The 17822-nt window shown below is 65.2% G+C and carries 16 protein-coding genes; 6 read left to right on the top strand and 10 right to left on the bottom strand.

Annotated elements, in window-relative coordinates; all coding sequences use genetic code 11:
- Positions 1-3: 3 nt before the first annotated feature.
- Complete coding sequence (gene purQ / locus K426_RS09475; protein ID WP_066556238.1) at positions 4-678, top strand: phosphoribosylformylglycinamidine synthase subunit PurQ; 675 nt, start codon at positions 4-6, stop codon at positions 676-678.
- Between the two features lie 350 nt (positions 679-1028).
- On the opposite strand, the gene K426_RS09470 is transcribed toward purQ, so the two are convergent.
- The 5 genes from K426_RS09470 to wecB form a co-directional block, all read right to left on the bottom strand.
- On the bottom strand, positions 1029-1382 hold the full coding sequence (locus K426_RS09470; RefSeq protein WP_066556236.1) for a hypothetical protein: 354 nt from the start codon (positions 1380-1382) through the stop codon (positions 1029-1031).
- A gap of 165 nt (positions 1383-1547) precedes the next feature.
- Positions 1548-3656: a GumC family protein gene (locus K426_RS09465; protein WP_066556232.1), complete on the bottom strand. Its 2109-nt coding sequence runs from the start codon at positions 3654-3656 to the stop codon at positions 1548-1550.
- Positions 3656-4366, bottom strand: coding sequence for a polysaccharide biosynthesis/export family protein (locus K426_RS09460; RefSeq protein WP_066556231.1), 711 nt, complete (start codon positions 4364-4366; stop codon positions 3656-3658). The genes K426_RS09465 and K426_RS09460 overlap by 1 nt, the downstream gene beginning before the upstream one ends.
- Positions 4367-4488: 122 nt before the next feature.
- Positions 4489-5784: a UDP-N-acetyl-D-mannosamine dehydrogenase gene (gene wecC, locus K426_RS09455; protein WP_066556230.1), complete on the bottom strand. Its 1296-nt coding sequence runs from the start codon at positions 5782-5784 to the stop codon at positions 4489-4491.
- Between the two features lie 118 nt (positions 5785-5902).
- Positions 5903-7045, bottom strand: a complete 1143-nt coding sequence (gene wecB, locus K426_RS09450; protein ID WP_066556229.1) for a non-hydrolyzing UDP-N-acetylglucosamine 2-epimerase — start codon at positions 7043-7045, stop codon at positions 5903-5905.
- A gap of 157 nt (positions 7046-7202) precedes the next feature.
- Between wecB and K426_RS09445 the strand changes: the two genes are divergently transcribed.
- Positions 7203-8522 carry a UDP-glucose dehydrogenase family protein gene (locus K426_RS09445; RefSeq protein WP_066556227.1) on the top strand — a complete coding sequence of 440 codons (1320 nt, stop codon included), beginning with the start codon at positions 7203-7205 and terminating at the stop codon, positions 8520-8522.
- Positions 8522-8647, top strand: coding sequence for a hypothetical protein (locus K426_RS32845; RefSeq protein WP_254911636.1), 126 nt, complete (start codon positions 8522-8524; stop codon positions 8645-8647). The genes K426_RS09445 and K426_RS32845 overlap by 1 nt, the downstream gene beginning before the upstream one ends.
- A 52-nt stretch (positions 8648-8699) precedes the next feature.
- On the opposite strand, the gene K426_RS09440 is transcribed toward K426_RS32845, so the two are convergent.
- Positions 8700-9548, bottom strand: a complete 849-nt coding sequence (locus K426_RS09440; protein WP_066556225.1) for an ABC transporter permease — start codon at positions 9546-9548, stop codon at positions 8700-8702.
- Between the two features lie 117 nt (positions 9549-9665).
- On the opposite strand from K426_RS09440, the gene K426_RS09435 reads away from it, so the two are divergent.
- The 3 genes from K426_RS09435 (at position 9666) to K426_RS09425 (ending at position 13594) form a co-directional block, all read left to right on the top strand.
- The gene (locus K426_RS09435) at positions 9666-10343 is read left to right on the top strand and encodes a GcrA family cell cycle regulator (RefSeq protein WP_066556223.1); all 678 of its coding nucleotides are present in this window, start codon (positions 9666-9668) and stop codon (positions 10341-10343) included.
- A gap of 104 nt (positions 10344-10447) precedes the next feature.
- Positions 10448-12421: a DNA topoisomerase IV subunit B gene (gene parE, locus K426_RS09430; RefSeq protein ID WP_066556221.1), complete on the top strand. Its 1974-nt coding sequence runs from the start codon at positions 10448-10450 to the stop codon at positions 12419-12421.
- Positions 12422-12535: 114 nt separating this feature from the next.
- The gene (locus tag K426_RS09425; protein WP_066556220.1) at positions 12536-13594 is read left to right on the top strand and encodes a transglutaminase-like cysteine peptidase; all 1059 of its coding nucleotides are present in this window, start codon (positions 12536-12538) and stop codon (positions 13592-13594) included.
- 50 nt (positions 13595-13644) lie between these two features.
- On the opposite strand, the gene K426_RS09420 is transcribed toward K426_RS09425, so the two are convergent.
- From K426_RS09420 to K426_RS09405, 4 genes are all read right to left on the bottom strand, one after another.
- Positions 13645-14919, bottom strand: coding sequence for an HlyD family type I secretion periplasmic adaptor subunit (locus tag K426_RS09420; RefSeq protein WP_066556219.1), 1275 nt, complete (start codon positions 14917-14919; stop codon positions 13645-13647).
- Entirely contained in the window at positions 14916-15902 is a 987-nt protein-coding gene (locus K426_RS09415) for a cell wall hydrolase (RefSeq protein ID WP_237230005.1), read from the bottom strand. The genes K426_RS09420 and K426_RS09415 overlap by 4 nt, the downstream gene beginning before the upstream one ends.
- Positions 15899-17101 (bottom strand): ATP-binding cassette domain-containing protein, encoded by a 1203-nt coding sequence (locus K426_RS09410; protein ID WP_237230003.1) that lies wholly within the window; start codon positions 17099-17101, stop codon positions 15899-15901. Before K426_RS09410 ends, K426_RS09415 begins: the two co-directional genes overlap by 4 nt.
- Positions 17102-17164: 63 nt before the next feature.
- The gene (locus tag K426_RS09405; RefSeq protein ID WP_020817765.1) at positions 17165-17629 is read right to left on the bottom strand and encodes an HPP family protein; all 465 of its coding nucleotides are present in this window, start codon (positions 17627-17629) and stop codon (positions 17165-17167) included.
- Positions 17630-17822: the final 193 nt, after the last annotated feature.

Raw genomic sequence — 17822 nt, 5'->3', positions numbered from 1 at the left:
GCCATGAAGAGCGCCGTCATCGTCTTCCCCGGCAGCAATTGCGACCGCGACCTCGCCGTGGCGTTCGAGGCGGCGACCGGCGCGAAGCCTGCCATGATCTGGCACCGCGACACCGAATTGCCGGACGATATCGACCTGATCGGCGTCCCGGGCGGCTTTTCCTATGGCGACTATCTGCGTTCCGGCGCGATGGCGGCCCGTTCGCCGGTAATGCAGGCGGTCGGACAAGCGGCTGAGCGCGGGGCTTATGTGCTCGGCATCTGCAACGGCTTCCAGGTGCTGACCGAGAGCGGGCTGCTGCCCGGCGCGTTGCTGCGCAATGCGGGCGGGCATTTCGTCTGCCGCGACGTGGCGCTGACGGTCGAGAATGCGCAGAGCGCCTTCACCAGCCGCTATGGCGCGGGCGAGGCGATCAGCTTTCCGGTGGCGCATCATGACGGCAATTATTTTGCCGATGCCGAAACGCTGGACCGGCTGGAAGGTGAAGGCCGGGTGGCGCTGCGTTATGCGGAGAGCGTCAACGGTTCGGCGCGGAACATTGCGGGCATCCTCAACGAAGCGGGCAATGTGCTGGGCATGATGCCGCATCCCGAACGGGTGATCGAAGCGGCCCATGGCGCGACCGACGGCCGAAGGTTGTTCGAGGGGCTGGTGGAAGGGCTGCTGGCCCGGGCCTAAGAGGCGCTGTCCCTCCGAGGGGTAGAGTGACATAGTTGACGCTATGGAAGGTCGGAAAACTGCGGTTTCCGGGCCTTTTTCCTGTTCGCGGTCGAGCGTTCCACGCCGAAGTTCACAGTGTATGCGCGCGCGTGCCCGGGCGCGCGTATGCGTGGCGGCGCGATGTGTCGGACGTTTCAAAGAGGGAAGCGAGATAGACCCGTCGGCGCGAAATAGGACAGGCGAAATTGTACATTGTTGGAGAAATAGGATGCTTTTGAGGATGCTGTGGCCATTGGGTCACCCATTATCCTCAGCCAGCCATCAGGCTCAGGGGCCGGATGATTGAAAGGAGAGTCGGAAAACGACCACTACCGGACGTTGCGGTCGCGGATAAAGGTGCGCCAAGCTGCCTTTCGGTCCATCCGCTTTTCGGCCTTTCGTTTGATCAATTCGCGGCAGGCCAGCCATATCACTGGCGCAGCGACAATCCCGTAAATCGTCAGATTGAGCCATGCAGGAAGGGAAAGAAACCGGACCGCAAAGCCAGCGGCGAATAACGCGAAGGCTATCCCATATATAAGCGCCCACTGAGACAACTTCTTTTTCCGCACGGCGTTTCCTTTCCGACGCCGCTGTAAGGCTATCGAGTTAATGACCGCTTTCCACCCAATTTCGTCATTCCAGCGAAAGCTGGAATCCCGTGAGGATTGATATTGCATCATCGCCTGAGATCCCAGCTTTCGCTGGGATGACGGATGGCGGCAAATGCCGTTTAACGAGACTCCCACTCTGCCGGATATGCATCCCCTGGCAGCCGAAATTTATGGAAATGTCCGGAGATGGATTCCCGCTTCCGCGGGAATGACTGGTAGGGTGCGCTTTCCGCTCTAGCCGCCCCGGTGATAGTCATATTCGAAGGCGCGGCCTTCCTGCTTGGTGAGGATCGCGCCGATAATCGCGCCGCCTGCGCGGCGGAGGCGATCGACAGCCACGCGCAGGCCGCCATGATGGTTGCGTCCCCATTCCACCACCAGCAGCGTCACCTGCGCCTTGCTCGCCAGCAGGCAGGCGTCCGAAAGGCCCAGGACCGGCGGCGCGTCGATCAGCACCGTGTCATAACGTTCGCGCACGGTCGCCAGCAGGGAATCCATCGCGGGCGTGACCAGCAATTCGGCCGGGCTGGGCGGGATCGCGCCGCAGGGCAGCAGAGCCACGCCCGCCACGCCGCTGTCGATGATGACATCGTCCATCTTCGCCTGTCCCGTCATCAGTTCGCTGATGCCGCGCGCGGGCGATACGCCGAACAGGCTATGCTGCCTGGGCCGCCGCATGTCGGCGTCGATCACCAGCACCCGCTTGTCGAGCTTCGCCAGCGCCTTCGCCAGAGCATATAGGGTCGAGGACTTGCCCTCCCCCTCCTGCGCGCTGGTGACGAGGATCGAGCGCGGCAGGCCCACCGCAGAACCCAGCAGCAGCGAGGAGGCCATGGGCGCGAAAATCTCCGCCCCAGGCTTCTCGCCCGCCGGAACCGCGCCCAGCAGCGGCAGGTTGACCCGCTCCGCCAGCGTATCGGCGGAGGTCACCGCATCGTCGAAAATATGCCGCCCCGCCACCGCCAATAATCCGAGGAACAGCCCGCCCAGCGACGCCAGCAGCATGGTGACGCCGATATTGGGCGAGGAAGGCCGCGATGGCACCGCCGCCCGGTCCAGCGGCTGGATGCGGCCCGCCTGGAAGCCCGCCTGCGAGGCCATGTCGCGATAGCGCTGGAGCAGGCTGTCGTGCAACAGGCGGAAGGTGTCGACCTGCCGTTCCAATATGTTCATCTGCACGCCCCGGCCGCGTTCGGCCTGCGCCTGCCGCTCGACCTTGGCGATTTCGGACTGGATCTGCTTTTCGCCATGGATGGCGACGTCGAACTGTTCCTTGAGCGAGGCGCGGATGGTGTTCGCCATACCTTCGGCCTGATCGTCCAGCGCCGCCAGCCGCGCGCGGGCTTCGCGCATTTCGGGATGGGCATCCTTGCGGAACTGGCGTTCCTGCACGACCTGCGCCCTCGCCTGGGCCCGCTCCGTCATGATCTGTTGCATGGCACCGTTGTTCAGCACTTCGGGCAGGGTTTCGACGCTGGACATGCGCGCGCTTTCCCAGCGTTTCTGGGCGGCGATCCGGTCCGCCGTCGCCTGTGCGCGGAAGGCGTTGAGCTGGGCCAGCCGGGTCGCCGTGGTGCCTTCGGGCGGCGTGTCGCCGCTTTCATCGTCCTTCGACCCCGGTGGAGCCATCGCGCCGGCATTGGCGGCATAAACCGCCAGATCGCGCTCCGCTCGTTCCAGATCCTTGCGCGCCCCGTCCAGTTCGCCCAGCAGGAAACGGCGGGCCTGAACCCCGGATTCAAAGCCGCGCCGGAGGTCGGCGCGGATCAGGCTGTCGGCATAGCTGTTGGCGACGCGGGCCGACAGAACCGGGTCAGCGCTGGTGAAACTGATGCGGATGACGCGGGACTTGCCCGGCAGCTCGACATGCAGATTGTCGCGCAGCAGGCCCACGACCATCTCGGTTTCGACCTGCCGCTGGGTGAGCGATCCCGCTCCCCGGTCCGGGCGGCGGACATCCATGCCGTCGAAAAAGGTGCGGCTGCCGACCAACGCCAGTTCGCGGGCCACATCCTCCGCCAGAGCGCGGCTGCGCAGCACCTCCAGTTCGGTCTGCATCAGCGCTTCATTGTCGGACGGTGTCGCCTGCCTTTGCGCGGCGGCGGCACCTGCGGCACCGGCCGGGATATCCTCCACCTCGACCGAGGCGGTCGCCTGATAATCGGGGGTCGACAGCAGGATGAAGACCACGCCCGCCAGCACGCAAAGCGCCATGGTGACGAACAGGATGATGCGATGCCGCCGAACCGCCGTCCAAGCTCCGCTCGCGGCAGTGGCGAAGCGGGCGGCGCGGCCTTCCATCGTGGCGGAGGCGCCGTCGATCAACAGGCCCGGCCCCGCCATCAGAGCCCTCCATCCAGCGCGACGAAGCCCGCGCCGACCACCGGCAGGGCCAGCAGCGCGCCGCCCAGGATCGCCTTGGCTCGCGACAGGCCGACGATGATGGTGTCGCCCGGCAGAATTTCGGGATCGGGCGCCTGCCCCTTACGGATCGCGCCAAGGTCGAACATCGCGGCCTTGCGCTCGCCGTCCGATTGCCGGACCACCACGATCTGGCCGAGGCTGGCGAGCCGGGTCGGTCCCTTGGCCAAGGCGACGGCCTGCAACAATCCGAGGCGGCCGTCGAACGGGAACAGGCCCGGTTCGCGGACTTCGCCGTCGACGGTGATGCGGCGGCCCACCGCCTTCTTGACGAATATCGTCACCTGCGGGGAGACGAGATAGCGGTCGCCCAAGCGCCCGGCGATGACGTCCGAGGCTTCGCTGGCGGAAAGACCGGCGACGGAGACGTCTCCGACCAGCGGCATGCGCACCATGCCCGCCGCCGTCACCTGCGCATCTTCCAGCGACAGGCCCGGCTCGTGATAGATATGGATGCGTAGGATATCGTCGGGGGATATGCGGTAATCGACACCTACCGCCGGGGCGGGCGGGATCGCGGCATAGGCGGCATCCCCCTTCGGCGCGTCCTCCACGGTCGAGCAGGCGCCAAGCAGCGCAGTGGCCATGATCATGGCCAGCATCTGGTTCCTGCTGTCGGTCGGCCGGTTCATGCCGTTAAAAATCCCCGCAAATTCTCTGGGCACGCATGAAGCCTGCCATTGCGGGCGGGGTTAACGGCGCGACGGGGACATGGCAACCATGGGCTCGTCGGAAGGCGAGCCCATGCGCCCGATCAGATGGCGATCCGGGCCTGATCCGGGACGACTCGCCGGGGCTGATCGGGCCAGACGCCGCGCGTATCGTAGACCGCCTTGTCGGAACGTTCGTCCACCGGGACCGATTTGAACATGTCATGATCGACAAGAATGACGAAAACGCCGCATTGTTCCAGAGCCGTATCGAGATCGATCAGATCGGCGCCGGTCCCGGCGAACTCCATCGGCAGGTCATGGGCATAGGGTTCGACCAATTTGATCCGGCGCCCATAGCGTTTGGCGAGGCGCGCGGCGACCTTCACGGCGGGGCTTTCGCGGAAATCGTCGATATTGGGTTTGAAGGCGAGGCCAAGACAGGCGACCTGCTCGCGCGGAAATTCGTCGATTAGGTCGGATGCTTTCGCGACGACATGGTCGGTCTTGCCGTCATTCACTTCGCGGGCGGTGCGGATGAGGCGGCTGTTTTCCGGGTCGCCATGGACGATGAACCAGGGGTCGACCGCGATGCAGTGGCCGCCGACGCCGGGGCCGGGTTGCAGGATGTTCACGCGGGGGTGACGGTTGGCGAGCCGGATGACTTCCCACACGTCGATGTCCATGCGTTCCGCGATCACGGACAGTTCGTTGGCGAAGGCGATGTTGACGTCGCGGAAGCTGTTTTCGACCAGCTTCACCATTTCCGCCGCGCGAGCGCTGGTGGTGATGCAGGCGCCGCGCACGAACTGGCGGTAGAAGCCCAGCGCCTTGCGGGCGCAGCGGGGCGTGATGCCGCCAATGCAGCGGTCATTGTCGATCAGTTCAACCAATATGCGGCCGGGCAGGACGCGCTCCGGGCAATAGGCGATGGCGATGTCGCCGGCGACCCCCGGCTCGGGCATTTTGAGGTCGGGACGAAGCTGGGCGAAGAGGTCGCGCATGGCTTCGGTGGTGCCGACGGGGGAGGTCGATTCGAGGATGACGGTGTCGCCCGCTTTCAGAACCTGCGCGACGGTGCGGGCGGCCTTGAGGACATGGCTGATGTCGGGGGCACGGTCCTCGGCTACGGGCGTGGGCACGGCGATGATGAAGACGTCGCTGGGTTCGACTTCCATGCTGGCGCGGAGATTGCCGCGGGAGACGACGCCCTGGACCAGACCGTCAAGGTCCACCTCCTCGATATGGACGCGGCCGGAGTTGACCGTCTCCACCACATGGGCGCTGACGTCGACGCCGACCACCTTTGCGCCCCCTCGCGCAATCAGGGCGGCGGTCGGCAAGCCGATATAGCCTAGTCCGATGACGGAAACCTTCTGCTGAAGCTTGTCGAGGGGCATTTGGAGGTCCTGGGGAAGCCGATGATTTCCCCCGGTTTCTGACTGGAAATGCTGAAGATTTCGGTAACGAGGGTTTGAATGCGTTGTGTTCCTGCGCAGGCAGGAACATCGCTAAACGTCAGGCCGCCTCTTCCAGATCGTCAGCCGCTGCGCTGGCGGCAATGATGTCCCCGATGCGCTCCGACGCGTGGCCATCGCCAAAGGGGTTGTGGGCGCGGGACATGGCGGCGTAGGCAGCCTCATCATCCAGCAGGGCGAAGACGGAGCGGACGATTGCCGCCCGGTCCGTGCCGACCAGCTTCGCCGTCCCGGCCGTCACCCCCTCGGGACGCTCCGTCGTTTCGCGCATCACCAGCACCGGCTTGCCGAGCGAGGGCGCCTCTTCCTGCACGCCGCCGCTATCGGTCAGGACAAGGTCGCACAGGTCGAGCAGGCGGACGAAATGAGGATAGTCCAGCGGCTCGATCATCGCGACATTGGGAAGGCCGCCGAGTACCGCGTCCATCACCGGACGCACATTGGGATTGGGGTGAACGGGGAAGATCACCGCGACGTCAGGCCGTCCGGCAATATCCGCGATGGAGCGGGCGATCGCTTCCATGCCGCCGCCGAAATTTTCCCGCCTATGGCTGGTGACGGCGATGATCCGCTTGTCCGCGAAACGCTGGGCGAGATCGTCCAGCCCAGCGGCAAGGCTGGGCTCCTGCAGAACGCGCTGGCGGGTGGCCAGCAGGGCGTCGATCACGGTGTTGCCGGTAATGTGGATGGTCGCCGGATCGCGATTTTCGGCCAGCAGGGCATTGGCGGCCTGCTGCGTCGGAGCGAAGTTCATGTCCGCGATGCAGGCCACCACGCGGCGGTTCACTTCCTCCGGCCAGGGGTGGTGGATGTCGCCGCTGCGCAGGCCCGCCTCGACATGGGCCACGGGGATCTTCCGGTAATAGGCGGCAAGGCTGGCGACCATGGTGGTCAGCGTATCGCCGTGCACGACGATACGGTCGGGCTTTTCGGCATCGAAGGCGCGGCCCAGTTCCACGATCAGCTTTGCGGTGAGGCCATCCAGCGTCTGGTTGGGCGTCATCACGTCCAGGTCGATGTCGGGCGCGATCCCGGCAATCTCCAGCACCTGGTCCAGCAGGCCGCGATGCTGCGCGGTCACGATCACGCGCGTTTCCACATCCTCCCGCTCCCGTAGCGCGTGAATCACCGGAAACAGCTTGATCGCTTCGGGGCGCGTCCCGAACACCAGCGCAACCTTCATTTCCTACCCTTTGCAAGCCGCCATTCGGATAAGTGCCTGGCAGAAAATGGTAACCATCCCCTGAACATGAGTACCCCCGACGCACGCTTTCGCATTGGCAAAAACCTATGCTAGAGGCCAGCCGAACCCTCTTCCCAAACGAAGGCTCAGTTATTTTATGAAGATCACGATGATCGGCACGGGCTATGTCGGGCTGGTGTCAGGCGCCTGCTTTGCCGATTTCGGCCATGACGTGGTGTGCGTGGACAAGGATGCGGGCAAGATCGCCGCGATCGAATCCGGGCGGATGCCGATCTATGAACCGGGCCTCGACCATCTGGTGGGCAGCAACGCATCCGCGGGGCGGCTGACCTTCACGACCGATCTGACGGCGGGCGTGAAGGGCGCGGATGCGATCTTCATTGCCGTGGGCACGCCTTCGCGGCGCGGCGACGGGCACGCGGATTTGAGCTATGTCTATGCCGCTGCGAAGGAAATCGCGGAATCGCTGGACGGGCCGACGGTCATCGTCACCAAGTCCACCGTCCCCGTCGGCACCGGCGACGAAGTAGAGCGGATCGTCAGGGAAGCCCGGCCCGATCTCGACATCCATGTCGTCTCCAACCCCGAATTCCTGCGCGAAGGCGCGGCGATCGGGGATTTCAAGCGGCCCGACCGCGTGGTCGTCGGCACCACCGGCAGCGAGCGAGCGATCGAGGTGATGGCGCAAGTCTATCGCCCGCTGAACCTCAATCAGGCGCCGGTCATGTTCACCGGGCGGCGGACGGCGGAGCTGATCAAATATGCCGCCAACGCCTTTCTGGCGACCAAGATCACCTTCATCAACGAGATGGCGGACCTGTGCGAAGCAGTCGGCGCCGAGGTGCAGGATGTGTCGCGGGGAATCGGGCTGGATAATCGGATCGGATCGAAGTTCCTGCATGCCGGGCCGGGCTATGGCGGTTCCTGCTTCCCCAAGGACACGCTGGCGCTGGTGAAAACGGGTCAGGATTACGACACGCCGATCCGCATCGTCGAAACCGTCGTGCAGGTGAATGACCTGCGCAAGCGCGCCATGGGCCGCAAGATCGTCAAGGCGCTGGGCGGCGAAGCGCGAGGCAAGACGGTCGCGCTGCTGGGCCTGACCTTCAAGCCCAATACGGACGATATGCGCGATGCGCCGAGCCTGGCCATCGTGCAGGCGCTGGAGGATGCGGGTGCGAAGATCGTCGCCTATGATCCGGAGGGCATGGAGGTGGCCGCGCCGCTAATGCCGGGCGTGACCATGGCGAAGGATGCCTATGAAGCCGCGACCGGCGCCGACGCGCTGGTTCTGGTGACGGAATGGGACGCGTTCCGGGCGCTGGACCTGAAGCGCCTCGCCGCTTCGATGAACGGGCCGGTGCTGGTCGACCTGCGCAACATCTATCCGCGCAGGGAGGCTGAAGCGGCGGGCTTTGCGCTGACGCGGGTCGGGGGCAAGGGCGTTTCGGTCTGATGCTGTTGAAACCCTCGGAAGGGCGCGAGGAGCGCGTCCTTCCCCGGCTACATCATTGGGTGATGGCGACTGTTACCCTGTTTGCGATCATACTGGTCGTGCCGGTCATTGCAGGCCTGACCTGAGTACCTGAAAATGCCGTGCTCCCGCCTTCGCAGGAGGACGGCGTCTCTCCAATCAGGCCTTCAGCTTCCACCCGCGCTTGAGAAGCACATAGCACAGCACTCCCAGACCGATATTCAATCCCAACAGCACCAGGCTGCCCACCACCACATCGCCGTCCGCCGCCGCTACGAATCCGTAGCGGAAGCCGGAAATGGCGTAGAAGAAGGGGTTGGCATGGCTGATAGCGCGAAAGACGGGCGCCAGCCGATCGATCGAGTAGAAAGTGCCCGACAGGAGCGTCATCGGCCCGATCACGAAATTGGTGATGGCGGCGGCATGATCGAACTTTTCCGCCCAGATCGAGGTCAGCACGCCGATAAAGGCCGTCAGTCCCGCGCCCATCAGCCCGAACCACAGGATCGCCCAGGGGTGAGCCGGGGTAACATGCACGCCCGGCCAAAGCGCCATCGCGCCCCACAGCGCAAGCCCCACGCAGACAGCCCGGGTCACCGCCGCGCCGACCAGCGCCAGCAGCAATTCGCTGACCGACAGCGGCGGCATCAGATAATCGATCAACGTCCCCTGCATCTTGCCCGCGAGCAGGGAAAAGCTGCTATTGGCGAAGGCATTGTTCATCATGCCCATGATCATCAGGCCCGGCGCGATGAAATCCGGGAACGGCACGCCCAGCACCTGACGATTGGCCCCGCCAAGCGCCAGGGTGAAGATCACCAGGAACATCAGCGTCGTGACGGCGGGCGCCCAGATGGTCTGAAGCTGCACCTTCATGAAGCGCCTGACTTCTTTCCGGTAGAGCGCGCGGGTTCCCGCCCAGTTGACATTGCGGATGACCAGCTCGCCGGGTTCATGGAAAGGCGGCTGATGCGACAGGGAGGCAGCAATTTTGGACTGGTCGTTCATGATCGGATCGACTATCGGCTGAGGGGTTGTGCCGCAAGGGCGTTATGCACGGGAAATTGAACCTGTGCTGGCGCGCCCCATATAGGGCGCGGATTTGAAATTTTGAGGAGTCATTCATTGTCCTGGACCGACGAGCGTATCGACCAGCTCAAGGCAATGTGGGAACGGGGTCTGACCGCCAGCCAGATCGCGGACGAACTGGGCGGGGTCAGCCGCAATGCGGTGATCGGCAAGGCGCATCGTCTGGGCCTGCAATCCCGCCCTTCCCCGGTTAAAGCCAACGAAGTGCCGAAAAAGGCCGCACCGCCTCTGCGCAAACCCGCGCCAGAGGCCGAAGCGCCCAAGCCGGCCGCTCCGGTGCATCACGCCGCCCCCTCGCCGGTCCGGCCTGCGGCTCCTGCCACGCCCGCACCGGCTCCAGTGGCGGCCGCTCCGGATGCGGAACCGCCCAAGCCGCAGCCGCGCATCATCTCGGTCGGGCCGGGCGGCTTCCTGCGCCAAGGGCCCGGCGACCAGCAGGCGCCGATTCCGCCCGCGCCGCCCCGTCGCCTGGTGCCGGCCAAGCCCAGCCCGGAAATCGCCGGCAAGACCACGCTGCTGGACCTAACCGAACGCATCTGCAAATGGCCGATGGGCCATCCGGGCGAGCCGGACTTCCACTTCTGCGGTGAGACGGTCAATCCGGGCTTTCCCTATTGCGTCGAACATTGCGGCCGTGCCTATCAGGCGCAGTTGCCGCGCGGCACGCGGCGTCCGCCGCCGCCACTGCCCTTTGGCGGACCCAGGGTCCGGTAAAAAATGCGATAGATGCGGAAAAGGGCCGGTTCTTAGAAAGAGCCGGCCCTTTTCCTTTGCGCGTCGCGCTTGCGCACGACGCGCACCCGCTTATAGCTATATCCATGTCCGATCTGTTCGAGAGCCAGCCCACTTCTTCCCCCGGCTATGACGCCTCCACCATCGAAGTGCTGGAAGGACTGGAACCGGTTCGCCGCCGCCCCGGCATGTATATCGGCGGCACGGACGAGCGGGCGCTGCATCATCTCGCCAGCGAAGTGCTCGACAACAGCATGGACGAAGCGGTGGCGGGCCATGCCACGCGGATCGAGGTGCTGCTGGAGCCGGGCAACAAGCTTACCATCACCGACAATGGCCGCGGCATCCCGGTCGATCCGCATCCTAAATTTCCCGGCAAGTCGGCGCTGGAAGTCATCCTCACCACGCTCCATTCGGGCGGCAAGTTCACCGACAAGGCCTATGCGACCTCCGGCGGCCTGCACGGCGTCGGCATCAGCGTGGTGAATGCGCTTTCGATCATCACCGTGGTGGAGGTGGCACGCAACAAGGAGCTGTTCCGCCAGAGCTTCACGCAAGGCCTGCCCAGCAGCGGGCTGGAGAAGGTCGGCGCCGCGCCCAACCGGCGCGGCACGTCGGTCAGCTTCGTGCCCGATCATGAGATTTTCGGGGAGCAGAAGTTCAAGCCGTCCCGTCTCTACCGGCTGGCACGGTCGAAGGCCTATCTGTTCGCGGGCGTCGAAATCCGCTGGAAATGCGCGCCCGAACTCATCACCGACGATACGCCGCCTGAGGCCGTGTTCCAGTTTCCCGGCGGCTTGGCCGATCATCTGAAGGAACAGGTGGGCGACCGGGAATGCGCGACCAGCGCCTTCTTCTCCGGGTCGCAGGATTTTCCCGATTCGGTCGGGCGCGTGGAATGGGCAGTCGCCTGGCCGCTCTGGTCGGATGGCAGCTATAGCTGGTATTGCAACACCATCCCGACGCCCGACGGCGGCACCCATGAAACCGGGTTGCGCGCCGCGCTGGTGAAGGGCATCCGCGCCTTTGGCGAACTGGTGGGACAGAAGAAGGCGAAGGACATCACCGCCGACGACATCGTGACCTCATCGGAGGTGATGCTGTCGGTCTTCATCCGCGATCCCCAGTTCCAGAGCCAGACCAAGGACCGGCTCACCAGTCCGGAGGCTGCGCGGCTGGTCGAGAACGCCGTGCGCGATCATTTCGACCATTATCTGTCCGACCATATGGAGCGCGGCAAGGCGCTGCTCGCCTATGTGCTCGACCGCATGGACGAGCGGCTGAAGCGCAAGCAGGAGAAAGAGGTCAAGCGCAAGACCGCGACCAATTCGCGCAAGCTGCGGTTGCCGGGCAAGCTGACCGATTGTTCCAATGACGATCCCGAAGGCGCGGAAATCTTCCTGGTCGAGGGTGACTCGGCGGGCGGTTCGGCCAAGCAGGCGCGTGATCGCAAGACGCAGGCCATCCTGCCCTTGCGCGGCAAGATCCTCAACGTAGCATCAGCCAACACCGCCAAGATCCTCGCCAATCAGGAGATTGCCGACATGATCCTGGCGCTGGGCTGCGGCACGCGCAAGGACTGCAACCCCGATCATCTGCGTTACGAACGCATCGTCATCATGACCGACGCGGACGTCGATGGCGCGCATATCGCGACGCTGCTGATGACCTTCTTCTTCCAGGAGATGCCGGAACTGGTGCGTCGCGGGCACCTCTATCTGGCGCAGCCGCCGCTCTATCGCCTCGTTGCCGGGGGCAAGAGCCTCTACGCCAAGGACGATGCGCATCGCGAAGAGATTCTGCGCAAGGAATTCAAGGGCAAGAAGGTCGAGGTCAGCCGCTTCAAGGGGCTGGGCGAGATGAATCCGGGCCAGCTCCGCGAGACGACCATGGACCCCAAGACACGCAGTCTGATCCGCGTCACCCTGCCCGACGATATCGAGGACCGGCAACAGGTGCGCGAACTGGTCGAGCGGCTGATGGGCACCAACCCGGCGCATCGCTTTGCCTTCATTCAGGAAAATGCCGCGACCGTGGATGAAGAGGCGATCGACGCCTGATCGAAAGGCTCGCCTGAACAGGGGCGGCAAAAAGGGGCGGCAATTTTTTGCCTAGCGCCGCGTTAACCAGCGTGGCGCACCGGATGTTCAATTTTTGGCGCGATACGGGCAAGCATGTCAGGCTTCGCCCCGCCCCTTCATTCCCCGGCCCTGTGCCGTGTCGCGCTCCGCGCTGCGCCTGCCCTGTTGCTGGCAACGGCAAGCGGTCATGCGCTGGCGCAAGCGCCGCTGGCAGCCTTTCCGGACGCTCTGGGGCGGAACGTTGCCGCCTATACGCCGGCCGAACGAATTTCCGCCAATCTCCTCGCGGGCGGCATGAGCCGTCTGGCGGCGATCAGCGCGCAGCAGGGCGGCGGGAGCATCCAAACCTCCTGGATCGCGCAGCCCGCCGTTCCGGACGCTATCGTCAACGACCGGCGCATCAACGGCTTCATCGGCAAGCTGCCCGGCTGGCAGTTGCAGGGCGTCCAGCTTTCCGTGGTGAGCTATCGCCAGCCGGAACTGGTGCCCGGCTTCATGCGCGGCTTTCTGCCAGCACCGACGGCTGCTGCGATCCCGCAGGCAAGCGCTTTCGTCATGCCTGCTCGTCCTGTTCCCGCTCTGGCGGGCCAGCCGCCACGCAATGGGCAGCCCGACGTGTTCGGCTCGGTGGCCATGCCGATCTCCCGGACTCTGCTCGACGGCAAATGGGCCTCGGTTTCGGCGGCCCTACCCGGCAAGGGGGTTTGGAGCGCTGTCCTCAATGCAGCTCGCGGCTCGTCGACGCAGCAGCAGGTCGAGATGATCAATAGCTGGGTCAACCGGCGGCTGCGTTTCGTGGACGACCGGCAGGGCGGCGACAATTGGGGTTCGGCGGCGCGGACGCTGCAAAGCGGCGCCGGCGATTGCGAGGATTATGCCATCGCCAAGATGAAGCTGCTGGAAGCCGCGGGCTTCGACCGGCATGCCATGTTCCTGGTGATCGCCCGCGATCTGGTGCGGCAGGCGGACCATGCCGTGCTGGCGGTGCGGATCGGCGGCGATCTGATGATCCTCGACAATATGACCGACCGGGTGCTGCCTTCATCCAGCGTCAGCGATTATCGGCCGATCATGAGCTTCAACGCCTTTGGGCGCTGGACCCATGGCTATCGCGTGACGACGCCGCAGCCGGTGCAGTTCGCCGCGCGCTGAGTGAGCTATGCTGGTGACCGTGCTCCTGCCTGCGCAGGAGCACGCTATCCTTAACGCTCCCTCAAAGCCTCCGACCGCGCCTTCATGATGGGCTTGAGCAGATAGGCCAGCACCGATTTGCGGCCGGTCATGATCTCCACATCGCACACCATGCCCGGCGTGATCGGCAGCTTGTGCGCGCCAGTGCCGAGCCATGCGCGGTCCGTCTCCACAACCACGGTGAAATAGGCTTCCCGCGTCGCTTCGTCATAGACGCTGTCGGCCGAAACCTGCTGCACGGTCCCGGACAGCCCGCCATAGATGGAGAAGTCATAGGCCGTCACCTTCACCACGGCGCGGTCGCCGGTCTTGATGAAGGCGATATCGTTGGGCTTCACCCGCGCCTCGACCAGCAGTTTATCGCCCACCGGCACGATCTGCATGATCTTCTGCCCCGGACTGACGAAGCCGCCGATGGTCGTCACCTGCACGTCATTGACCACGCCGTCGACGGGCGAGCGGATCTCCGCCCGCTGCGCCCGTCCTTTTGCGCCCCGAAGAGACTCGCTGTTGACGGCGATCTTGGCCTCGAGTTGACTGCGTTCATTGAGCGCGTCCTGCCGGAACTGGAAATTCGCCTCGGACAGTTGCGCCTGCGCCTCGCGGATCGCGGCGGAGGCACGCGACGCCTGTTGTTGCGCCGCGTTCAGCCGCCCCTGCGCATCCACCAGATCGCGGCGCGCATCCAGCAATTCGGTCTGCGGGATGATCGACTTTGCGGCGAGCGGTTCCAACATCGCCACACGCTGGCGCGCCAGTTGCACGCTGCCGCCAAGGCTGTCGATGGTCGCTTGCGCTTCGCCCAGTTCGCGGCGGCGCTGGTCGACGGCGGCCGCCATCGCATCCTGCTTGCTGCGCAGCGCGGACTGGCGGACTGCGGCAAGCGCCTGTTCCTGCTGACATTCCGGCCCGCCGGTCGCGCAGGCCGCACCGGTGCCTGTGCCTTCCTTCTCCAGACGTCCGGCGCGCGCGGTCAACGAGCGCGTCTCCGCCTGAATCTGCCCCAGTTCGGACGCCAGCATGGCGTCATCCAGGCGCACCAGCAATTGCCCCTTGCCCACCTTCTGCCCGGAGCGGACCAGGATTTCCTCGATCGTGGTCGGTTCGGCGGACTGAATGACCTGCGCCTTGCTGGACGGGATCACCCTGCCCTGCCCGTGCGTCACTTCATCCACCGGCGCCAGGCTGGCCCACATCAGGAAGACCAGCATGCCCCCGCCGCTGTAAAGAATGACCTGCTTGTTGCCCGGTTGCCCCCGCAGCCAGCGTACCCAGCGCGAAATCATGGTTGCACCCCTTGAAGATTATGGTCGTCGGCCGCCAGCGCTATGGGCGCGGCCTTTTGCTGGCGGGCGAGCATGTCGCCCAACGCGCCGCCGCTTGCCGAAGGATCGGGAATGGAGAGCTTCCACCCCTTGGTCGGATCCATGCGGCCGCCCACATCGTTGGACGCCCGGCGTTCGGGCAAGGCCGCGACGGGCGGATAGTCGATCGCGGGTTCCGCGACCGTGGCGAAGCGCGCCGGATCGAAGGCCGGAATATGCTCCCCGCCTGCATAACGCCCGGTGAATGCCCCCGGCAGACCCCAGCCGCCCGGCCAGCGATAGAAGATATGCGCGCCGACCTGCGCCAACTTCGCCAGATGCGGCGCCCAGCGCGGGAAGACATAATCGGCATGATAATGGGTCGCGGTGCCCACCTCTTTCTCGACCCGTCCGGCCAGCGCATCGGCGGCGATCCGCTTCGCCCGGCTCCAGAGGTCAGGCAGCGGGTGGCGCGCAAGGGAGCCGTCGCAGACGAAGCTGAACTGGCAGACCGACGCGTCGAAGCGCTGGTAGACGACGCCGCACACCGTCTTGGCGAAGGCGGGGTGGCGAACGCGGTTCAGCACCACCTGCGCGACGGCGCGCTGGCCGCTCTCGGGCTCGCGGGCCGCCTCATAATAGACGGCTTGCGTCAGGCACTGGAGCGCGCGGTCATGATCCTCGCCCGCTTGTCCCAGAGCGCGGAAGGGCTTGGCCGAAGCGATCATGCCGCCAGAGAAGCCGAGACGCTGATTTTCCTCGCGAGCCTCGTCGCCTTCCGCTGCGGTGTCGGTTTGCTCGGTCATCTGGACCAAAGCGAGATATTGGCGCGGGATTGCAGGAGCGGATTCCACGATCTTTGCCTGCATGGCGGGTCGAGGCTGTTCATGGTGCCAGAGTGCGGCCGTTGCGATAGCCAAGGCCACTGGCGCTGCGATGCCGACGCTTCGGACCAGAACACTCATAGCCCTGTCCCTCGCTGGAGCTGGCCGATGATCTCGTCACGCGGTCCATCGGCCAGCACCACGCCCTGATCGATCACGATCAGCCGGTCCACGATCCGCAACAGCGCATGGCGGTGGGTCGACACGATCAGCGTCTGATCGGGCTCCAGCGCCTTTTCCAGATGGTCGATGAAGAGATTCTCGGTCTGGTTGTCCATCGCGCCGGTCGGCTCGTCCAGGAAAAGCAGCTTTGCCGGTTCGACCAGCGCGCGCGCCATGACGAGGAAGCTGCGTTGCCCGCCCGAGAGGCGGCTGCCGCGTTCACCGATATGCAGGTCGAACCCCGCCGCATCGCGTCCGAAGAAGCGCGACGCGCCTGAACGCTCCAGCGCCTCCAGCAGCTTTTCCTCGCTGGCTTCGCGGGCGCCCAGCAACAGATTCTCGCGCACGGACCCACTGAACAGTTCGGCATCCTGGCCAACATAGCGGAAGGCGGAACGCAGCTCATGCGGATGATATTGGCGGCTGTCGATTTCATCGATGGTCAGCAACCCGCCGGTGGGCGGATAAAGGCCGCAGATCACCCGGCCCAGCGTCGACTTGCCCGACGCCACCCGGCCGATCAGGCCGATGCGCTCACCCGGCTCGACCCGCAGATTGATGCCGCGCAGGCTTGGCTGGCTGGCGCCGGGATAGGCGAACTCCAGCCCCTGCGCGACGATGGCGCCTTTACGGATCTTGGGGATAATGCCCCGCGCGCCGTCCAGCCGCTCGTCGGGCTGATCGATCAGCGTCTGGAGGCTGTCGAGCGTCGTCATCGCCTGCCGCGCCCGCACAATGACGAAGGCGAGTTGCCCGACCGGCGCCAGCGAACGCCCGGCCAGCATGACGATGGCGATGATCGCGCCCATCGAAATGTCGCCCGCCGCGAACATATAGAAGCCGCCGATCACCAGAGCGATGCTCGTCACCTGCTGGCAGAGGGCCGCCAGGGTCACGCTCTTCGAACTCAAGCGCCGTAGCTTTTCCTGCGTCGCCGCGCTCATGCGGGCGTAGCGGCGCCAGCGTTCCAGCATGCGCCCTTCGGCCCGGCAGGCCTTTAGCGTCTCGATGCCGCCAATGGCTTCGACCAGCGCCGCGCTTTGCAGGCTCGAATCCGCCTGGGCATCGCGTGACAGGCGGGCCATCGACCGTTGCAGGAAAAATCCTGCGCTCGCCATGATCCCCATCATTCCCGATCCGCCGGCTCCTAGCCGAAATTCAGGCGATGCCCAATCCGGGGGTCATGCGGACGGGCGATCCCAGCGGCGCAGCGCCATGCCGATCAGCGTCACCGCACCGGCGCCCAGCATCAGCAGCGGCACCGCGACATGCGGGGGCACCGGATGCAGCGTGAAGACGAGCCCCGTCGCCGCCGCGGGCGGATGGACCGCACGGGCCGCCATCATCAGCAGCAGGCCGAGCGTGGCGGCGATGATCGCGACCAGCACCGAAGCGCCGAACATCCAGCCGGCCAGCGAACCGACGAACGCGGTCGCGGCATGCCCCGCCATGATCGGCCAGGGCCGCGCCGAGGGAGCCGAGGGGGTCGTGGCAATCAACGCGACCGAATTGACCAGCGGCATCCACATCGCAACGATCGCGAAATGATAAGCGAGCCCACCGAACAGCGCGAGGGTGGCGAGAAAGACCGAGCCTGCCAGCCCGATCCGCCGCCACGACATCGCATCGGTCGTCGCCCACTTCATCCTGCATTCCCCAAGTGGCGTGTCGTTTGAGGTGAAGATCGCCTGTATCCGAGCGCTAGACAAGGATTTTCTGCCGCAAGCGGCACCTGCGGTCGCGCAGACTGCTGGATCTGGACGGATCAGACCGCGAAGCCGCTGTTTCCTTGCCCAGGGGCGGCGTTTTTCAGCGCAGCGGACAGATCTGTCCAGCCGC

This window comes from Sphingobium sp. TKS, assembly GCF_001563265.1.
Taxonomy (GTDB): domain Bacteria; phylum Pseudomonadota; class Alphaproteobacteria; order Sphingomonadales; family Sphingomonadaceae; genus Sphingobium.
Note: the sequence above shows the minus strand (reverse complement) of the source record. Positions and strands in the feature narration are given on the sequence as shown.